The following is an 18,998-nucleotide window of genomic DNA, read 5'->3' on the forward strand; positions in this document are numbered from 1 at the left end:
CCCGCCAAAGCTACGGACGACGGCGGACCAAATTTAAAATAAGGAAAGCTGATTATGATCTGGCAGCGAATCGAGGCAGCCGCGGCTCTCTAAGTATTCCATCAACGTTTTGGAAAGTTTTCCGCGCTGCTGCAAATCTTCTTTCGATAAAAACTCTCCTTCTTCGCGAGCGCGCACGATGTTGAGCGCTACGTTCGTGCCGAGGCCCGGGATCGCGTTAAACGGCGGAATAAGCGAATTGCCGTCAATGACAAATTCGGTAGCCTGCGAACGATAAAGATCAATATTTTTAAAGGAGAAGCCGCGTTCACACATTTCTAGGGCGACTTCTAATACCGTCAGCAAGCTTTTTTCTTTGGCCGTTGCATTGAGCCCTTTCGCATGGATTTCTTCAATGCGCTTGCGAATGGCGGCAGAACCTTTGATCATCGCGTCCAAATCAAAGTCTTCCGCGCGTACCGTAAAGTACGTCGCATAGTACAAAAGCGGATGGTGCACTTTAAAGTAGGCGATGCGGACCGCCATTAATACATACGCGGTAGCGTGCGCTTTCGGGAACATATACTTAATTTTTTTGCATGATTCAATATACCACTCCGGCACGTTGTGTTTGCGCATTTCTTCCTCGAATTCCGGCGTCAGCCCTTTTCCTTTCCGCACCGATTCCATAATTTTAAAGGCAAGCGAAGGCTCGAGTCCGCGGTAAATCAAATAAACCATAATGTCGTCGCGGCAGCCGATCACCTCAGAAAGCGTGCACGTGCCGTTTTGGATCAGCTCTTGCGCATTGCCAAGCCAGACATCTGTCCCGTGCGAAAGACCGGAAATTTGCACAAGCTCGGAAAATGTTTTCGGCTTCGTTTCTTCAAGCATCTGGCGGACAAAGCGCGTTCCGAACTCCGGAATGCCTATCGTGCCGACGTTGCACATAATTTGTTCCGGCGTGACACCAAGCGATTCGGTGCTGCTGAAAATTTTCATCACTTCAGGGTCATCGGTCGGAATCGTTTTTGGATCGATGCCGCTTAAATCTTGAAGCATGCGGATGACCGTCGGATCGTCGTGCCCAAGAATATCCAGCTTCAAAAGATTGTCATGAATGGAGTGGAAATCAAAATGTGTCGTGCGCCATTCGGAACTCGTATCATCGGCTGGATATTGAATCGGCGTGAAATCGTAAATTTCCATATAGTCGGGAACAACGATAATACCGCCCGGATGCTGTCCTGTCGTCCGTTTTACTCCGGTGCATCCCGCGGCAAGGCGGTCGATTTCCGCTCCGCGCAGCTGCAAGTTTAAATCGTTCGCATATCCTTTGACAAAACCGTACGCCGTTTTATCGGCGACGGTGCCGATCGTCCCTGCGCGGTATACGTTATCTTCCCCGAACAGCACTTTCGTATAGTTATGGGCGCGCGGCTGGTATTCGCCGGAAAAATTCAAGTCGATATCTGGGACTTTGTCGCCTTTAAAGCCAAGGAACGTCTCAAACGGAATATCATGCCCGTCTTTCTTATACTTTGTTCCGCATTGCGGACAGTTTTTATCCGGCAAATCAAATCCGGAGCCGACCGACCCGTCATTGAAAAATTCCGAGTGCTTGCAATTCGGGCAGACGTAGTGCGGCGGCAACGGGTTGACTTCAGTAATTTCCGTCATCGTCGCCACAAACGAAGAACCGACCGAACCGCGCGAACCGACGAGGTAGCCGTCATCGAGCGACTTTTTCACGAGTTTATGGGAAATTAAATAAATAACGGCAAACCCGTGTCCGATGATGCTTTTCAATTCTTTTTCCAGACGCTCTTCGACAATTTTCGGCAATGGATCGCCGTAAATTTCTTTGGCACGGCGATAGCTCATTTCGCGGATTTCCTCTTCCGCTCCTTCGATGCGCGGCGTATACAGCTTATCTTTAATCGGCTTTACTTCGCCGATCAGGTCAGCGATTTTTTGCGTATTGGTCACAACGATTTCTTTCGCCTTTTCTTCTCCTAAAAAGGAGAAACACTCAAGCATCTCATCGGTCGTGCGGAAATAGACGTCCGGCAGCTCATAACGGTTGAGCGGATTGGCCCCGCCTTGGGAATGAATTAAAATTTTGCGGTAAATTTTATCTTCTGGATTTAAATAATGAACGTTTCCGGTTGCAACGACAGGGATGTTTAATTTTTCGCCAAGCATGACGATTTTCCGGATAATTTCTTTAATCATGCTTTCGTTTTTGACGTAATCCATTTCAATCAACGGTTTGTACACTTCCGGCGGATGCACTTCAAGAAAATCGTAAAATTTGGCGATTTCCTCGACCTCTTCCGGCGCTTTTTGGATCATGTTGTCAAACACTTCGCCTTTATCGCAGCCCGAGCCGACTAAAATGCCTTCGCGGTGCTGCTGCAGCACCGAACGCGGAATGCGGGGAACGCGATAGAAATATTTGACATGCGATAACGAAACGAGCTTAAATAAATTTTTCAAGCCAACGTCATTTTGAGCAAGAAGCGTGACATGGAACGGCCGCGACAGCCGATACGATACTTCTTCTTTCGAACGCTCGTTTAACTCGTCATGGTATAAAATGCCGCGCTCCTCGGCGTCTTTCAACAGCCGCATCAGCAAATATCCGGTTGCTTCTGCGTCATAAATGGCGCGGTGGTGCTGGGTCAATTCAATATCGAACTTTTTACAAAGCGTGTTTAGACGGTGGTTTTTCAAGTCCGGATATAAAAAGCGCGCTAATTCGAGCGTATCGATCACTGGATTGGTCACTTTGCCAAGGCCGATTTTCGCAAAACCGACATTCAAAAAGCCGATGTCAAAACTAGCGTTATGAGCGACAAGGATGCTATCGCCAATCCAATCGTAAAATTGGCGCAGTACTTCTTCCGCATCTGGTGCATCTTTCAACATGTCATCGGTGATGCCTGTCAGTTCAATCGTTGTAATAGACAGCGGATGATGCGGATTGGCGAAAGAAGTAAACCGATCGATGATTTCACCATCTCTTACTTTCACAGCGGCAAGCTCGATGATCGTATTATAGACGGCCGACAGCCCCGTCGTTTCCACGTCAAAAACGACGTACGTGTCCTCCGAAAGCAAACGGTGCGCCTCATTGTAAGCGATCGGCACGCCGTCATCGACAATGTTTGCCTCCACGCCGTATAACACTTTCATATCGTATTTTTTTGCGGCGCTATATGCTTCTGGAAATGATTGGACAACAGCGTGATCGGTCACGGCGATTGCCGGATGGCCCCATTTTTTGGCCTGTTCAATCAGCTTTGTCACGGACGTGACGGCATCCATTTGGCTCATCGGCGTATGCAAGTGAAGCTCTACCCGTTTTTCTCCTTCCGGCGCCGTATCTTGCCGCTCTTTTGCTTTTATTTCGTTAATATCGTTGGCGATAATTACAAGATCGCGGACAAACGTATCGTTTTGCACGCTTCCCCTTACTTTCACCCACATGCCTTTTTTGACATCGGCCATCAGTTCGGCATCTTCTTTATCACGGGAAAACATTTTTACTAATATGGAGTTTGTGTAATCGGTAATTTTTAGTGTTAATAACGTCCGCCCGCTTTTTAATTCGCTCATTTCTACGTCAAAGACATATCCTTGCACGACGACGCGCCGCTCTTCTTCGACGATGCTGTCTAGCGTGCGGACTTCCTCGTCCTCTCTAATTGGATAACCGATCACAATCGGACCTGCCGGCGTATCCGCCGCCCGCTCTTCATTCGCCTCTTTCGTCATCTCTGAGAGCGCTGCTAAAGCGCGCTCGGCATCTTCTTGCTGTTTTTGCGCTAGAAATTGCTCCATTTCTTTTTCCGGCTGCTTGACTTCCGTTTCGAGCTGCAACAGCGGAAAACCAAACGACTGATACACTTCCGCTATTTTTCTCGAAAAACGGCGTTTTACCGCGAGCGCTTCGGCTTCATTGCGGACGGTAACGAATAGTTTATTTCCCTTTACTGTTGGAATTTGATTATGAAGCCACGATAAAAGCGGGGAAATTCCTTCTTGCAATTCCTTTAAGCAGAGCTGCCAATAGCCGCGGACATCCGCTTCCGTAAAGTGCGGATCTGCCGTTTGGATCGTATATTTGACGTTTGCGATATGATGAAACGCCTGAACTAATTTCTCCGTAAACAGCTCATACACTTGGCACGGCAAAATTTTTGGAAGCTGGAAATAAAAATGCCAGCATTTTTGTTCCTTCTCCACTACTAGTTTGAGAATGCCTGCTTCACGGAAATAAGGTGCGAATTCGTCAGACGTCAATTGCAGCTGCTGCAACAATACTTGAAATCGTTCTTTTTGCTCGTTCGTTAACATGACGGCGATCCTTTCTCCTCTCAACGAAAATTCCTCTCTTTTTCTATCATAACAAAAGGGCTGTCGGAAAAGTATCTTTTCTACTTTTCATCAGCACAGCCCTTGTCCATTTCTCTCGTTTGTCATTGCAGCAGACGGCGAATCGTATCAATAAGTTCATTCACCGATACTTCCATCGTTTCGCCCGTTTGCCGCACTTTTACTTCAACGATTCCTTCACTTGCCCGTTTTCCAACCGTCACGCGAATCGGAATACCAATTAAATCGCTGTCGGCAAATTTGACGCCGGCGCGTTCCGGACGGTCATCATATAACACTTCCAAACCGGCTTGTCCGAGCTTTTCATACCATTCATCAGCAAGCTGGCGCTGCTCGTCGTTTTTCGCGTTGACGGAAATAAGGTGAACGTCAAACGGCGCTACCGCCGCTGGCCAGACAAGACCATTTTCATCGGCAAACTGTTCGGCAATCGCCGCCACAAGACGCGAGACGCCAATGCCATAGCAGCCCATAATCATCGTTTGCGAACGGCCGTTTTCGTCCAAGTAAACCGCATTCATCGCTTCACTATATTTTGTCCCTAATTTAAAGACATGGCCGACCTCAATTCCGCGGGCAAAGCGGATCGTTCCTTTTCCATCCGGAGACGGGTCCCCTTCCTGAATAAAGCGCAAATCAGCATATTGCGCTACAGTGAAATCGCGTTCAGGGTTTACCCCGATATAATGATATCCTTCCTCATTTGCCCCGCATACGCCGTTGACGATCGCTTTTACCGCATGATCGGCAACAACGGTAACCGCTTCTCCCACGCCGATTGGGCCAAGGGAACCGATTTCACAGTTCATCACTTGCTTCGTTTCTTCCGGTGTTGCCAGCTCTACGATCGAGGCGTCAAATAAATTTTTCACTTTGACGTCATTCGCCTCATGGTCGCCGCGGACAAGCACAAGTACGTAGCGGTCATCAACTTTGAAGAGCAGCGATTTGATGCATTTTTCCGGCATCACTTGTAAATAGGAAGCGACTTGTTCAATCGTTTTTTGTCCCGGTGTGTGCACTTTTTCCAAATCACGAAGCGGCTCATCGCTTTTTTCATAAGTCGTAATGACCGGCGCCATTTCGATGTTGGCGGCATAATCGGACGCATCAGAGTAAGCGATTGTATCTTCGCCGATATCCGACAATACCATAAATTCATGCGTATCTTTTCCGCCGATCGCTCCCGAGTCAGCAATGACGGCGCGGAAATTTAAGCCGCATCTCCGGAAAATATTGGAATAAGCTTCATACATTTTTTTGTACGTTTCATCTAAGCTTTCTTGCGATGTATGGAACGAATAGGCATCTTTCATAATAAATTCGCGGCCGCGCAGCAGCCCAAAGCGCGGGCGTTTTTCATCACGGAATTTTACCTGAATTTGATAAAGCGTCAGCGGCAGGCGCTTATATGTTTTCACTTCATCGCGCACGAGCACCGTAATCATTTCCTCATGCGTCGGCCCGAGCGCAAAATCGCGTTCATGGCGATCCTTCAGGCGCATCAGCTCCGGACCGTATGAATACCAGCGTCCAGACTGCTGCCATAATTCCGCTGGCTGCAGCGCCGGCATGAGCAATTCGATCGCTCCGGCGCGGTTCATTTCTTCGCGGATAATCGCTTCTACTTTTTGCAGCACGCGCTGTCCGAGCGGCAAAAATGTATATACACCGCTGGCGCTTTGCCGGATAAATCCGGCGCGCAAAAGAAGCTGATGGCTTTTTACTTCCGCATCTGCCGGAACTTCTCGCAAAGTTGGAATAAACGACTGGCTTTGTCTCATCTTCTCGCACCTCTTTTTTCTCTATCTCTTTTGTTTTCGGGAAAGAAGGGAGAACATGCCCCTTCTTTCACACCATTTTATAGGAAAAATTTTTGAATATCGTTCCATGTAACGACAAGCATTAACAGCATGAGGAGCGCAAAACCGATAAAGTGAACCATTCCTTCTTTTTGGCGGTCAATCGGCTCGCCCCGCAGCGCTTCAATGGCGAAAAAGAGCAGGCGGCCGCCATCAAGGGCAGGAAGCGGCAGCAGGTTGACGATGCCAAGGTTGATGCTTAAAATCGCTCCCCATTTCATTAAATAATAAATTCCCGACTCCGCGACCTTTCCAGTCGAAACAGCAATGCCGACCGGTCCTGACAGCATATCGAGCTTAAATTGGCCGGTGATTAGCTGTCCGAGGCCGCCAAGAATTTCTTTCGTCCAATAGTACGTTTCCAGCATGCCTTGTTTTAATGAACCGAGCACCGATTTTTCCATCGGTCCGTACACACCGATTAAGCCAATGGTTTCTCCCTGTACCGTTTTGGCTTCAGGGGTTACCGCAATATCCATTACTTTTCCATCCCTCTGTATTTTAAACAACAGTTTCTCTTCCGGATGGGCGCGGATAATATTGACAATTTGCGTCCACGTTTTGACCGGCTCGCCGTCAATCGAAAGGACGACATCTCCTTGCCGGAGGCCGGCTTCCTTCGCAGCTCCTTTTTCTGTCAGTTCCCCGATGATCGGTTTGTCAACCGGATATCCTTGCAACAAACCAATGATTAAAAACACGGCGAAAGCAAGTACAAAGTTCATCAGCGGTCCTGCGAAAATCGTCATCGTCCGCTGCCCTAACGTCTTTGCCACAAATTGGCGGTGATAAGGAGCGATTTGAATTTCTTGATGATCAACGACAAAGAAAGCAGGCTCGTTCACTGTAAATCGTTCCAGCCGCTCCTCGTTTCCGTCTACATAGCCGGTAATATACATGCGGTGCTCTAAATCCGCATCCTCTACTTCAATAATTCTCGCATTTGGATAGTCGTCCTTATGATTGATAATAATTTTATCGACGTTGCCATTACGGTCGAGCTCCAAGCCAACCACTTGCCCTGGCCTTACTTCCACCGTTTCCGGGTCTTCGCCGGCCATGCGGACAAAACCGCCTAACGGAAGCAGACGAATGGTATAGACCGTTTCGTTTTTCTTAAAGGAAAATACTTTTGGGCCAAAGCCGATGGCAAACTCCCGGCATAAAATTCCGGCTCTCTTTGCGAAAAGCAAATGGCCAAGTTCATGGAAAAAGACAAGCGCACCGAAAATAACAACAAATGCAATAATTGGTTCCAATGTTTCAACCACCTTTTTTATAGTAGTGACTGAACGTATTTGCGCGTTTCCGCATCTATGCGGCGAATTTCCTCAAGCGATGGCTCTTTGATCATTTCATGCCACTCAAGGGCGCGTTCGATATATTCTTCGATGTCAAGAAATGCGATGCGGCCGGCAAGGAAAGCGGCGACTGCCTCTTCATTGGCTGCATTTAATACTGTCGGCAGCGATCCGCCCGCCTTTCCTGCTTCATACGCAAACCGCAAACAACGGTAACGCTCCAAATCCATCCGTTTGAAGTTTAAGGTGCCAATCTGCGCCAAATCAAGCGGTTTGGCGCTTAGCGGCAAGCGTTCCGGATAAGACAGCGCGTATTGAATCGGCACGTGCATATCCGGTGTTCCAAGCTGGGCAATGACGCTTGTATCGCGAAATTGAACAAGCGAATGAATGACGCTTTCACGATGCAATAATACATCGATCTGCTCATAAGGCAGTTCAAAAAGCCAATGCGCTTCAATGACTTCCAGTCCCTTATTCATCATCGTTGCCGAGTCAATCGTAACTTTTGCGCCCATCGACCAGTTAGGATGACGGAGCGCTTCTTCTACCGTTACGTGCTTCAGCTCTTCTCTCGTTTTATCGCGAAAGCTGCCGCCGGACGCGGTTAAAATAATTTTTTCCACCTGTTCTCGTTTTTCCCCTTGCAAACATTGGAAAATAGCGGAATGTTCGCTGTCAACCGGCAACAGAGAAACTCCCCGTTTTTTTGCCTCTTCCGTCACAATATGTCCTGCTGTTACAAGCGTTTCTTTATTTGCGAGCGCAATTGTTTTGCCTGCTTCAATCGCCTTTAGCGTCGGCACGAGGCCAACGCTGCCGACAACAGCCGTTACAACGATATCCGTTTCCGGAAAAACGGCCGCTTCTATTAATCCTTCCTCCCCATAAATGATTTTTACTTTGCCTGCATATTCGCTCCGCAGTTTATCATACGCATCCCGATCGGCGACGGCAACGAGACGGGGGGCAAACTCTTCAATCATCGCCCGCGCCATATCGACATTTTTTCCAATCGAAACAGCCGCTAGCCGAAATTCATCGGGATGGGAACGAATGATATCGAGCGTCTGCGTACCGATCGAACCGCTCGCCCCTAATATACTAATATATTTCAATGTCTTCACTCCTAACTCCCTTATAGCGCCATGCTAATGAAAAAGTATAAAATAGGCAAAATAAATAATAAACTATCAAAGCGATCTAAAATCCCGCCGTGACCCGGCAAAATATTCCCGGAATCTTTTACGCCGTAATGCCGCTTAAATGCTGATTCGACTAAATCTCCCAATTGTCCGAAGAGGGAAAGAACAATCGTCATCACCAGTACAAAACCGATGCTGTGAAAAAGATTTGTTGTCCATTGATAAACTACGGCGACGGCGACAGCGCAAATGATTCCGCCAATGGAACCTTCCACAGTCTTATTTGGGCTGATTTCCGGCCATAATTTTCGCTTTCCAAAGGCACGCCCGATAAAATATGCCCCGATATCGGTTGCCCATATAATAAACAGAGCATAAACCATATACGCTAAACCAATGGAGCGAATTTCGCTAAAACAATAAAATCCGAAACCTACGTAAAGAATGGATAAAAGAATAAACCCCGCTTCATCAAAGGTAAAGGCGTTTTTCGTCACCACCGTATACGCAAGCAATAAGAAGGCGCCTAACAGCAGCAGCCCAAGTTTGGTTACGTGGAAAGACGCAAGCCCGCTTTCATATTGCTGGGGAAGAAGCAGCAGCCATAAAACGACAAAGCTGATCACCCCTTCAGGAGAAACGACGCGCAGGCGCTTCATGCGCAATAATTCAAACAGCCCGACCGTCGCTAATATATATGTTACTATTATAAACGGAAATCCGCCAAAAATAACAATCGGCAGAAATAAAGCGGCCGCAATCACTCCAGTAATGACTCGCTGTTTCATCGCGTTTATACTCCTCCAAACCGGCGATCACGCTGTTGAAAGACGGCGATCGCTTCTAATAAATGTTGCTCGGTAAAGTCCGGCCATAGGACATCGGTAAACCAAAATTCCGTATAGGCGAGCTGCCATAGCATAAAATTGCTTAACCTGATTTCGCCGCTTGTGCGAATGAGTAAATCCGGGTCAGGCAGCTCTTTTGTCATTAAGTAAGAGGATATTATTTGTTCTGTAATTGCTTCCGGTGCCAATGTCCCTTTTTGCACTTCTTTGGCAATTCTCTGCACCGCGTATGTAATTTCCGCCCGGCTTCCGTAGTTTAAAGCAAAGTTGAGAATTAACCCGGTATTTTTTTCTGTTTCGCGAATCGCTTTTTCCACCGCTCTGCGGGTATGGTCGGGAAGCTGCTCCGTATGGCCCATGACCCGCACCTTTACGTTCTCCTCTATTAATTCAGGAAGAAATGTCGTTAAAAACTGTTCCGGAAGCTTCATTAAATAATCCACTTCACTTTTCGGCCGCTTCCAATTCTCTGTTGAAAAGGCATATAGCGATAATATTTGAATGCCGAGTTCGTTGGCAAAACGAGTGATTTTACGAACAACCTGCATCCCTTCGTAGTGGCCCGCTGCCCGCGGCAGCGCCCGTTTTTTCGCCCATCTCCCGTTTCCGTCCATAATGATGGCCACATGTTTCGGGATCGGGTTTTGCAGTATTTCTTCTTTTGTGTAGCTAGTGGGAGAAAAAGATTCCTCCACTTTATTTTTCCAAATTTTATTAAACATACTAGTCCTCCGTATGAAAATATTTTACCATTCATGTACTATGCGACTAGTGCGTACCCCAACGCAATTTTTGCATTATTTTTCCCCTGTCCTATTTTTGCCTCTTCATTATAACAAAAAAACCCTCCATAAATATAGAGGGTTTTCCTTGTTCGATTATACTTCCATTACTTCTTTTTCTTTTTCTTTGGTAATCGCATCAATTTTGGCGATATGATCATCGGTAAGTTTTTGAACATCTTCCGTGTAGCCACGCAATTCATCTTCGGTAATTTCGCCATTTTTCTCAAGTTTTTTCAATTCATCGTTCGCATCACGACGAATGTTGCGCACCGCGACTTTGGCGTCTTCTGAATATTTTTTCACCAGCTTCACCAGCTCACGGCGCCGTTCTTCCGTCAATGGCGGAATGACAATGCGAATAACCGATCCGTCGTTCGATGGCGTCAGCCCTAAATCGGAAGCTAAAATCGCTTTTTCCATTTCTTTAATCACTGATTTGTCATAAGGCTGAATGACAAGCAAACGGGCTTCCGGCACGCTGATGCTTGCTAATTGATTAATTGGCGTCGCCACACCATAGTAATCGACCGTGACTTTTTCAAGCAAACTTGGATTCGCTCTTCCGGCGCGAATCGTCGCCAGTTCACGGCTGAACGCCTGCACCGCTTTATCCATTTTTTCTTTCGCGTTATTGATCACTTGTTGAGCCATCCTTACTTCCCCCTTACGATTGTTCCGATATTTTCACCTAAAACAGCACGCTTGATATTTCCTTCTTCTGTAATCGAAAAAACGATTAACGGAATATCGTTGTCCATGCATAACGACGAAGCGGTAGAATCCATGACGCCCAATCCTTGTTTAATGACATCCAAATACGATAGTTCGTCATATTTTACGGCATTGGCATCCACTTTCGGATCTGCGCTATATACGCCGTCCACATTGTTTTTCGCCATTAAAATGACATCGGCTTCAATTTCCGCCGCGCGCAATGCAGCCGTCGTATCTGTTGAAAAATACGGATTTCCAGTGCCGGCCGCAAAAATAACAACGCGTTTTTTCTCGAGATGGCGGATCGCTCTTCTTCGTATGTAAGGTTCAGCTACTTGGCGCATCTCGATCGATGTTTGCACCCGCGTTTCCACTCCGAGATTTTCAAGGCTATCTTGAAGTGCCAGCGAATTCATGACCGTCGCCAGCATTCCCATATAGTCTGCAGTGGCGCGATCCATTCCCATTTCGCTTCCGGTTTTTCCGCGCCATATATTGCCGCCGCCGACAACAATAGCGACTTCCACGCCGAGTTCGGCCACTTCTTTTACTTGTTTTGCAATCGACTGAATGACCGCAGGGTTAATGCCAAATCCTTGTTCGCCAGCAAGCGCTTCACCGCTTAACTTTAAAACAATACGCTTGTATTTTGGTTTTTCCATGTCAAACCTCCATGCAGCTAATTAGGAAAAACAGTGATCACTGAAAACGATGTTCTGGCAGGATTACAACATGCCATTTTAAAAATAGGGAACACGGTGTGTGTTCCCTGTTGCTTTGCTTCATTGCTTTCTTACTTGGTTCATGACTTCTTCGGCAAAGTTATCTTGGCGTTTTTCAATGCCTTCGCCGACTTCATAGCGGACGAATTGTTTTACCGTCGCACCGTTCGATTCAACATACTGGCGCACTTTTACATCCGGATTTTTTACAAACGCTTGTTCTAGCAAGCAAACATCTTCATAAAATTTATTTAAACGGCCTTCTACCATTTTTTCGACAATATGTTCCGGTTTTCCTTCATTTAGTGCTTGCTGTTTCAACACTTCACGTTCATGTTCAACTTCTTGCTGTGGCACTTGGTCGCGGGAAACGTATTTCGGATGCAATGCCGCAATGTGCATAGCCACATCTTTCGCCACTTCTTGGTTTGTCGTACCTGCTAATAATGTTAATACGCCGATGCGGCCGCCCATGTGCAAGTACGCACCGAAAACGTCATTGTCACCTTTTTCCATAATTTCAAAGCGGCGCAGCGTGATTTTTTCACCAATTTTAGCAATCGCTTCGTTAATATGATCTTGAACGGTAGATCCGTTATCCATTGTTTGCCCAAGCGCTTCTTCCAGCGTAGCCGGCTTATGTTTTAGCAAGTGGGCGGCAAGCTCTTTTACTAATGTTTGGAACGCTTCGTTTTTCGCCACAAAATCTGTTTCCGAATTCACTTCTAAAATAACGGCGGTATTGCCAGCTGTTTCAATAAGCGTCGTTCCTTCTGCCGCAATGCGGTCCGCTTTTTTCGCCGCTTTGGCGATTCCTTTTTCGCGAAGCCAATCGATCGCTTTGTCCATATCACCATTTGTTTCCATCAATGCTTTTTTGCAGTCCATCATTCCCGCGCCTGTTTTTTCGCGCAGTTCTTTTACCATTTGTGCTGTAATCGCCATCAAATAAATCCTCCTTTAAAATCGCATGTATGTATCGTTTAAACAAAATTCGCAAAGCAAATTTTGTTTTCTGCCGTATTCGTAGTATAGCCAAGAAGAGCGATTTTCTGTCTCAAAAAAAGGTGATAAAAGGCTTTCCCCCTCTTATCACCTTTCTAAACCAAATTACTCGGCAGCAACGACTGCTTCTTCGCCTTGTTTTGCTTCTAATACCGCATCGGCAATTTTCGAAGTAAGAAGTTTTACCGCGCGAATCGCGTCGTCGTTTGCTGGAATGACATAGTCGATTTCATCCGGATCGCAGTTTGTATCCACGATACCGATGATCGGAATGTTTAATTTGCGCGCTTCCGCAACTGCGATGCGCTCTTTGCGCGGGTCGATGACAAACAGAGCGTCCGGCAATTCTTTCATTTCTTTAATGCCGCCTAAAAATTTCTCTAAACGTTCTTGCTCTTTCTTTAAGCGGATGACTTCTTTTTTCGGAAGCACGTCAAAAATGCCGTCTTCCTCCATTTTTTCAATTTCTCTTAAACGCTTAATGCGTTTTTGAATCGTCGCAAAGTTCGTTAGCGTACCGCCTAGCCAGCGTTGGTTGACATAGAACATGCCGCAGCGTTCTGCTTCTTCTTTCACCGATTCTTGCGCTTGTTTTTTCGTGCCGACAAACAAGATTTTGCCGCCGTTTGCTGCTAATTCTTTGACGAAGTTGTATGCTTCTTCTACTTTTTTGACGGTTTTTTGCAAGTCGATAATATAAATGCCGTTGCGTTCCGTGAAAATATATTTTTTCATTTTTGGATTCCAACGGCGAGTTTGATGTCCGAAATGAACACCAGCTTCAAGCAATTGTTTCATCGAAATGACCGACATGTTGGTTCCTCCTATATTTTGGTTTTTATTCCTCCGCCCATGTCATCTTTAAGCAAGACTGACGATGTTACGTCAGCACCGTTGCTTAAATCGATGGACGTGTGTATTCACACCATGTAAAAATATATCATAACTGCCTGTGACAAATCAAGCAATTATTTGCCTACTTTTGGCGGAATTTTAACAATAACTCCACTTCTGTTTTTCCTTTCTTTAGGATTTTCGCGATTTCTTCTACTGTTTTTCCTTGTTCGTAAAGCTGCCGAACGCGAGCGGCGGCGAAAGAAGCCGGCTGTTGACGTATATCTACAACATCTTTTATCTCATCGATGTTTGGAAAATAGCTAGGGAGCGCTTCCGTTTCCGTTTCTTCGCTTGGCGCCGTTGTTTCGTTGCCTTCCGCCTGCGGCTCGGCGCTGTCTTTTGGCGGTGAATGGTCCGTCTGAGTGCGGTTTGGCAATATTGCCGCCAGCTCTGCTAAGAAGCGTTCGTTTTCTTCCTTCCACTCTAATAAATAGGCAGAAAATGTTTGTTCCATCTCTTCCGTCATTTGCTGCTGCTGCTTTTCGATTTCTTTTACCTTGGCTAATCGCAAATAAAGCAAAATAATGATCCATAAGGAAAGCGCATGAAGAAGAAAACTAATCGTGAGCAAAAATGCAAGCATGGTTTTCCACTATCCTTTAATGTCAATTGTTTTTCCTTTATATGGATGAATATTGCCGCCATGTCGCTTGCGGCCGATATTCGCGCTTGTGCGCTTTTCGGTTACTTGCTTACGCGTGCGGGCATCTTGTTTTTTTGCCGCTTCTGCAAGCTGCGATTGCACGATTTGTGAATGCTGGTGCAGCACATTTTGCATATTCCCGGCGCCATATGTCTTCGGGAAAGCGATTTGCAGCTCCGCTAGCTTCATATCCAATGCCATCTACCTTCCTTTCCGTCTTAAAGCGCCGCTTCTAAAATTTTGCGCAACTTAAAAATCGCTTTAGAATGAAGTTGGGAAATTCTTGAGGTAGAAAGCCCTAAAATTTCGCCGATTTCTGTAAATGTCAATTCTTCTTTATAAAATAAACTAATCACAAGCTGCTCTTTTTCGCTTAGCTGTTCAATTACTTCCGCTAATTTTTCGTACAGCTCCTGTTTGATCACTTCTTCTTCCGGAGATGGCGTTTTTTCATCGCGAACGGCTAAAGGCGCCGTTTCTTCTTCCTCCTCTGTCACAACTTGTTGGAAAGATAACACGTTGGCGAAAAAGTTCTCGTTGGCTACCGTATACACTTCCTCTTCTGTCATCCCTAATTCAGCGGCGACTTCCTTTGCTGTCACGGAGCGCATATACCGCTGTTCCAGCCTTTCGATCGTTTCCTCAATTTTTTTCGCCTTTTCTCTTATGCTGCGCGGGAGCCAATCTTCCTTGCGCAGCCCGTCCAAAATGGCACCACGGATGCGAAAAGACGCATATGTATCAAATTTTAAGTCGCGCGAAGGATCAAATTTTTCCAGTGCATCATAAAGACCAATCAGCCCGAGGCTGACTAATTCCTGTTTGTGAATATTTTTCGGCAGCGACACCGCAATTCGCTGCACATGATAATGAACGAGCGGCATATATAGCTGTACGAGCTTATCTCCGGCTTGCGGATCGCGGTGCTCTACCCAGCTATCCCAATATTTCCGTTCTTCGTCCGCTAACACATGTGCCATATTGTTCCACCCCGTTTATTTGAAAATGCCGCTGTTTCCTTTGTTATATTTCCTTGACTCCTTGATTAACCGTGCGAATCGATAAAACGCCCGTCTGCGGGTTAAACTCAATCGTTCTGCCGCTGCTGCCACCGACGTCTTCGGCAACGATCGGGATACGAAAACGCTTTAACTGCCATTTTACCGCTTCGACATTTCTCGCCCCAATCCGCATCATGTCGCTGCTTTGCGAAGGGAAGGAAAACATTTGCGCCCCGCCGGCTATTTTTGCCTTTAACATTCCTTTTCTTCCCCCTGCCTCGAGAACAAGCTCGATGAGCGCCGCCACCGCTGTATCAGCATATTTGGCCGCATTGACCGTTTCCGATCTTGCCATCGCGGAATCGGGAAGCATCACATGGGCCATTCCAGCCACCTCTTTCATCAGATCAAAAATCACGACACCGACACACGACCCTAATCCAGTCGTACGAATGACATTTGGTGCACGCACAACATTCATATCAGCAATGCCAACTTTTATGATATGGATCGTTTCACTCATGGAAGCTCCACACCCAACGCCCGAAAGATAGAGGCAAACGAATCTGGATCAGGGAGCAAAAAGAAGTGGCCATTGACACTGTCTTCTGGACGCCGTTCATCATATACTGCAGTATCAATCAAAATGGCATAATCGCCGGCGCGGGACAATTCGAGCAGCCCATACTGCAAAATAGCGCCAATCATATCGACGGTAAGCATCGGGACGGACGGATAAAGCACTAAATGAGTAAAGTCGGCCAAAGCGGAAAGATAGGAACCGGCAAGGATGTTTCCTAGTTCTTGCAATGCGGATTGTCCTAGTTCAGTCGAATGTTCACGAAACGAAAACGTTTCATCACCGGTCATCTGCCGGATAAAACGCTCCGCCTGCTCGAGTGACAAGACGAAAAACATATTTCCCGGCGCATCACCTTCAATGCGCAAATACACACATGCTACGACTTGCTCGGCCCCGCCGATCAGCTCCATCATTTCATCAAATGCAGCAATTTGCACATGCGGAACCGCCATTTCAATTTTTTTGTTTAATAGCTTGGACAGCGCCGTCGCCGCATTTCCCGCCCCGATATTGCCGATTTCTTTTAAAATATCAATATGGGTGCCGGTAAGTTTGCGAATATGATCCATAAAGCAGCAGCTCCTCTCCAGTAATGCGAAAAATCAACGGGAAACCGACTTATTTTTCCAGTACTTTTTCTAAATTTAACAAAATTAATAGCCTTTTTCCGGATCTGGCAACCCCGTGAATATAATCGGCTGCCACCGTTCCAATCGCTTCCGGCGGCGGCTCCATGCTTGATGACGGGATGTCGAGCACATCATTGGCCGCATCGACGATCAATCCGACCTCGAAATCTTTGATGGAGACGATAATAATGCGCGTTTGTTCAGAGTACGGCACGGAAGGAAAGCCAAACCGCTCCCGCAAGTCAATAATCGGCGTAACGACACCGCGTAAATTGATTACTCCTTTGACATAATGCGCCGTGCGCGGCACGCGGGTAATATGCTGAATTTTTTCAATAGAGCGGACATATTGAACTGGGATGGCATATTCTTCATCTTTTAACTGGAAAGCAATTACTTTCCATTCGACTCCTTGAATCGCCGTCATTTTACGTTTCCCCTTCCAATCAAACAAATTATTTAATTAGCGCATTGCAGTCGATAATAAGCGCTACTTGGCCGTCACCTAATATCGTTGCACCGGAAATCGCAAAGACGGATGTTAAATAGTTTCCTAATGATTTTAATACGACTTCCTGCTGCCCGATAAACGAATCGACAACAAGTCCTGCCATTTTTCCCCCCTTGCGAACGATCACCACGGAAACCACTTCCTCTTCCGCCGCTGCCGCTGGCACTTCAAAAATGTCTTTCAAAAATACAAGCGGAACTACTTTTCCACGGAAATCAATCACCTGCTGATTATGCACATGTAAAATATCTTCTTTTTTAATAATGGCTGTTTCAATAATCGATGATAAGGGAATCGCGTATTTTTCCTGCTGAATCTCTACAAGCAATACAGAAATAATCGATAACGTCAATGGCAATTGAATGAAAAAAATCGACCCTTTCCCTTCTTCCGAATCTACCGTCACCGTTCCGCCAAGCGATTCAATCGTGCTTTTGACAACATCAAGCCCCACCCCGCGCCCAGAAATATCGGAAATATGATCGGCGGTGGAAAAGCCTGGCGCAAAAATTAGTTCATATACTTGCTTGTCCGTTAAATTAGCAATGTTTTGCTGGGAGACGATTCCACGATCGAGCGCTTTTTGCAGCACTTTTTCCCGCTTAATGCCGGCTCCGTCATCTTCAATTTCAATAAACACATGATTGCCGCTATGGTATGCTTTTAACTTCACGGTTCCTTCTTCCGGCTTGCCGCTTGCCCGGCGTACATCAGGCGTTTCAATGCCGTGGTCGATCGCATTGCGGAGAAGATGGACGAGCGGGTCGCCGATTTCATCAATGACAGTACGGTCGAGCTCAGTTTCCGCGCCGATGATTTCCAAGTTTACTTTTTTCCCTAATTCGCGCGCCAATTGCCGGACCATGCGTGGAAAACGGTTAAACACGGTTTCTACCGGAACCATGCGCATGTTTAAAATAATCGTTTGCAAATCACTAGAAATACGCGACATCCGTTCCACCGTTTCATTCAATTCCGGATGATTCAATTCACGGGCAATTTGTTCTAACCGCCCACGGTCAATGACGAGCTCCTCAAACAAATTCATTAAAATATCGAGTCGTTCAATATTGACGCGAATCGTTTTATTCGGCGGCGCCGATTGTCTTGCCGCCACATTTTTCTCCGTCGTTTTCCCCTTTTCCTCTTGAACGGCCGCCGCTTGCTGCCTAAGCGCGGTTTCATGTTCTTCTCCCGCACCGTCCGTTTCCTTCCGTCTATCGATATCGAGCGGTACAACTTCTACCTCTTCTACTTCAGAAACTTTCATCAGTCGCTCATATAATTGTTCCGCTGATTGCTTTGTCACTACCGTTAGCAAAAACTCTTGATCAAATTGCTCCTCTTCAAGCATCTCGACAGGGGGAGTTGATTTAATCACTTCGCCCGCCTCGTTTAATGCTTCAAAAATCATATAGACACGCGCCGATTTTAACAAGCAGTCTGCCCGCAATTTCACGCGGATTTCATAGGCGGAAAAGCCTTGCTCTTTGGACTGCTGCAGCACATTATACTCAAATTCCCCGTATGTTTGCCTAAGCGGTACCGAAAAAGTATTGGACGGTCGCTCCGCCGAGGAGGGGACTTCTCCTTGTTCAATCCGCTTTAACTGCTCCACCACTTCTTTTACGTCGCGTTTGCCGTCGCCGCCTGCAGCAATCGCCATAATCATCGCTTCTAAGTGATCGACTGCTTGAAATACAACATCCAATATTTCCGGGGTAACGGCAATTTTATGATTGCGAATGCCATCCAGCACATTTTCCATTTGATGGGTTAAATTGGCTAAATCATCAAACCCCATCGTCGCTGACATTCCTTTTAACGTATGGGCGGAACGAAAAATTTCATTGACGATTGCCATATCTTCCGGCGCTTTCTCTAATTCTAGCAGCTGTTCATTGATGGCCTGTAAATGCTCTTTGCTTTCGTCAATGAATATCTCTAAATATTGGCTCATATCCATTTTCTT

17 protein-coding genes are annotated in these 18,998 nt (G+C 46.4%); all 17 read right to left on the reverse strand.

Annotated features, from left to right (window positions below; translation table 11 throughout):
• Positions 1–33: 33 nt before the first annotated feature.
• Positions 34–4,341: a PolC-type DNA polymerase III gene (locus tag BV455_RS02975; RefSeq protein ID WP_081159566.1), complete on the reverse strand. Its 4,308-nt coding sequence runs from the start codon at positions 4,339–4,341 to the stop codon at positions 34–36.
• A gap of 122 nt (positions 4,342–4,463) precedes the next feature.
• A complete protein-coding gene (locus BV455_RS02980) occupies positions 4,464–6,164 on the reverse strand; it encodes a proline--tRNA ligase (RefSeq protein WP_017437051.1) in 1,701 nt (566 codons plus the stop codon).
• A gap of 77 nt (positions 6,165–6,241) precedes the next feature.
• A complete protein-coding gene (gene rseP, locus BV455_RS02985) occupies positions 6,242–7,501 on the reverse strand; it encodes an RIP metalloprotease RseP (RefSeq protein ID WP_017437052.1) in 1,260 nt (419 codons plus the stop codon).
• Positions 7,502–7,518: 17 nt separating this feature from the next.
• Complete coding sequence (locus BV455_RS02990; RefSeq protein ID WP_218688012.1) at positions 7,519–8,661, reverse strand: 1-deoxy-D-xylulose-5-phosphate reductoisomerase; 1,143 nt, start codon at positions 8,659–8,661, stop codon at positions 7,519–7,521.
• Positions 8,662–8,681: 20 nt separating this feature from the next.
• Positions 8,682–9,476, reverse strand: a complete 795-nt coding sequence (locus BV455_RS02995) for a phosphatidate cytidylyltransferase (RefSeq protein WP_218687747.1) — start codon at positions 9,474–9,476, stop codon at positions 8,682–8,684.
• Positions 9,477–9,481: 5 nt separating this feature from the next.
• Positions 9,482–10,258, reverse strand: a complete 777-nt coding sequence (locus tag BV455_RS03000; RefSeq protein WP_017437055.1) for an isoprenyl transferase — start codon at positions 10,256–10,258, stop codon at positions 9,482–9,484.
• A gap of 156 nt (positions 10,259–10,414) precedes the next feature.
• Positions 10,415–10,972, reverse strand: coding sequence for a ribosome recycling factor (frr, locus tag BV455_RS03005; protein ID WP_017437056.1), 558 nt, complete (start codon positions 10,970–10,972; stop codon positions 10,415–10,417).
• Positions 10,973–10,974: 2 nt separating this feature from the next.
• Positions 10,975–11,697 (reverse strand): UMP kinase, encoded by a 723-nt coding sequence (gene pyrH / locus BV455_RS03010; protein ID WP_017437057.1) that lies wholly within the window; start codon positions 11,695–11,697, stop codon positions 10,975–10,977.
• A gap of 120 nt (positions 11,698–11,817) precedes the next feature.
• A complete protein-coding gene (gene tsf / locus BV455_RS03015; RefSeq protein ID WP_017437058.1) occupies positions 11,818–12,702 on the reverse strand; it encodes a translation elongation factor Ts in 885 nt (294 codons plus the stop codon).
• Positions 12,703–12,867: 165 nt separating this feature from the next.
• Positions 12,868–13,575 carry a 30S ribosomal protein S2 gene (rpsB, locus tag BV455_RS03020; protein ID WP_017437059.1) on the reverse strand — a complete coding sequence of 236 codons (708 nt, stop codon included), beginning with the start codon at positions 13,573–13,575 and terminating at the stop codon, positions 12,868–12,870.
• 163 nt (positions 13,576–13,738) lie between these two features.
• The gene (locus BV455_RS03025; RefSeq protein WP_017437060.1) at positions 13,739–14,242 is read right to left on the reverse strand and encodes a hypothetical protein; all 504 of its coding nucleotides are present in this window, start codon (positions 14,240–14,242) and stop codon (positions 13,739–13,741) included.
• A 9-nt stretch (positions 14,243–14,251) separates the two neighbouring features.
• A complete protein-coding gene (locus tag BV455_RS03030) occupies positions 14,252–14,497 on the reverse strand; it encodes a hypothetical protein (protein ID WP_026078620.1) in 246 nt (81 codons plus the stop codon).
• 23 nt (positions 14,498–14,520) lie between these two features.
• Positions 14,521–15,282 (reverse strand): FliA/WhiG family RNA polymerase sigma factor, encoded by a 762-nt coding sequence (locus BV455_RS03035; RefSeq protein WP_017437062.1) that lies wholly within the window; start codon positions 15,280–15,282, stop codon positions 14,521–14,523.
• A 43-nt stretch (positions 15,283–15,325) separates the two neighbouring features.
• Positions 15,326–15,826 (reverse strand): chemotaxis protein CheD, encoded by a 501-nt coding sequence (locus tag BV455_RS03040; RefSeq protein ID WP_017437063.1) that lies wholly within the window; start codon positions 15,824–15,826, stop codon positions 15,326–15,328.
• Complete coding sequence (locus BV455_RS03045) at positions 15,823–16,455, reverse strand: chemotaxis protein CheC (protein ID WP_042407092.1); 633 nt, start codon at positions 16,453–16,455, stop codon at positions 15,823–15,825. Before BV455_RS03045 ends, BV455_RS03040 begins: the two co-directional genes overlap by 4 nt.
• A gap of 49 nt (positions 16,456–16,504) precedes the next feature.
• Positions 16,505–16,942, reverse strand: a complete 438-nt coding sequence (locus tag BV455_RS03050; protein ID WP_017437065.1) for a chemotaxis protein CheW — start codon at positions 16,940–16,942, stop codon at positions 16,505–16,507.
• 28 nt (positions 16,943–16,970) lie between these two features.
• Positions 16,971–18,992 (reverse strand): chemotaxis protein CheA, encoded by a 2,022-nt coding sequence (locus BV455_RS03055; RefSeq protein WP_218687748.1) that lies wholly within the window; start codon positions 18,990–18,992, stop codon positions 16,971–16,973.
• Positions 18,993–18,998: the final 6 nt, after the last annotated feature.

This window comes from Parageobacillus caldoxylosilyticus (assembly GCF_019272935.1).
Lineage (GTDB): Bacteria > Bacillota > Bacilli > Bacillales > Anoxybacillaceae > Saccharococcus > Saccharococcus caldoxylosilyticus.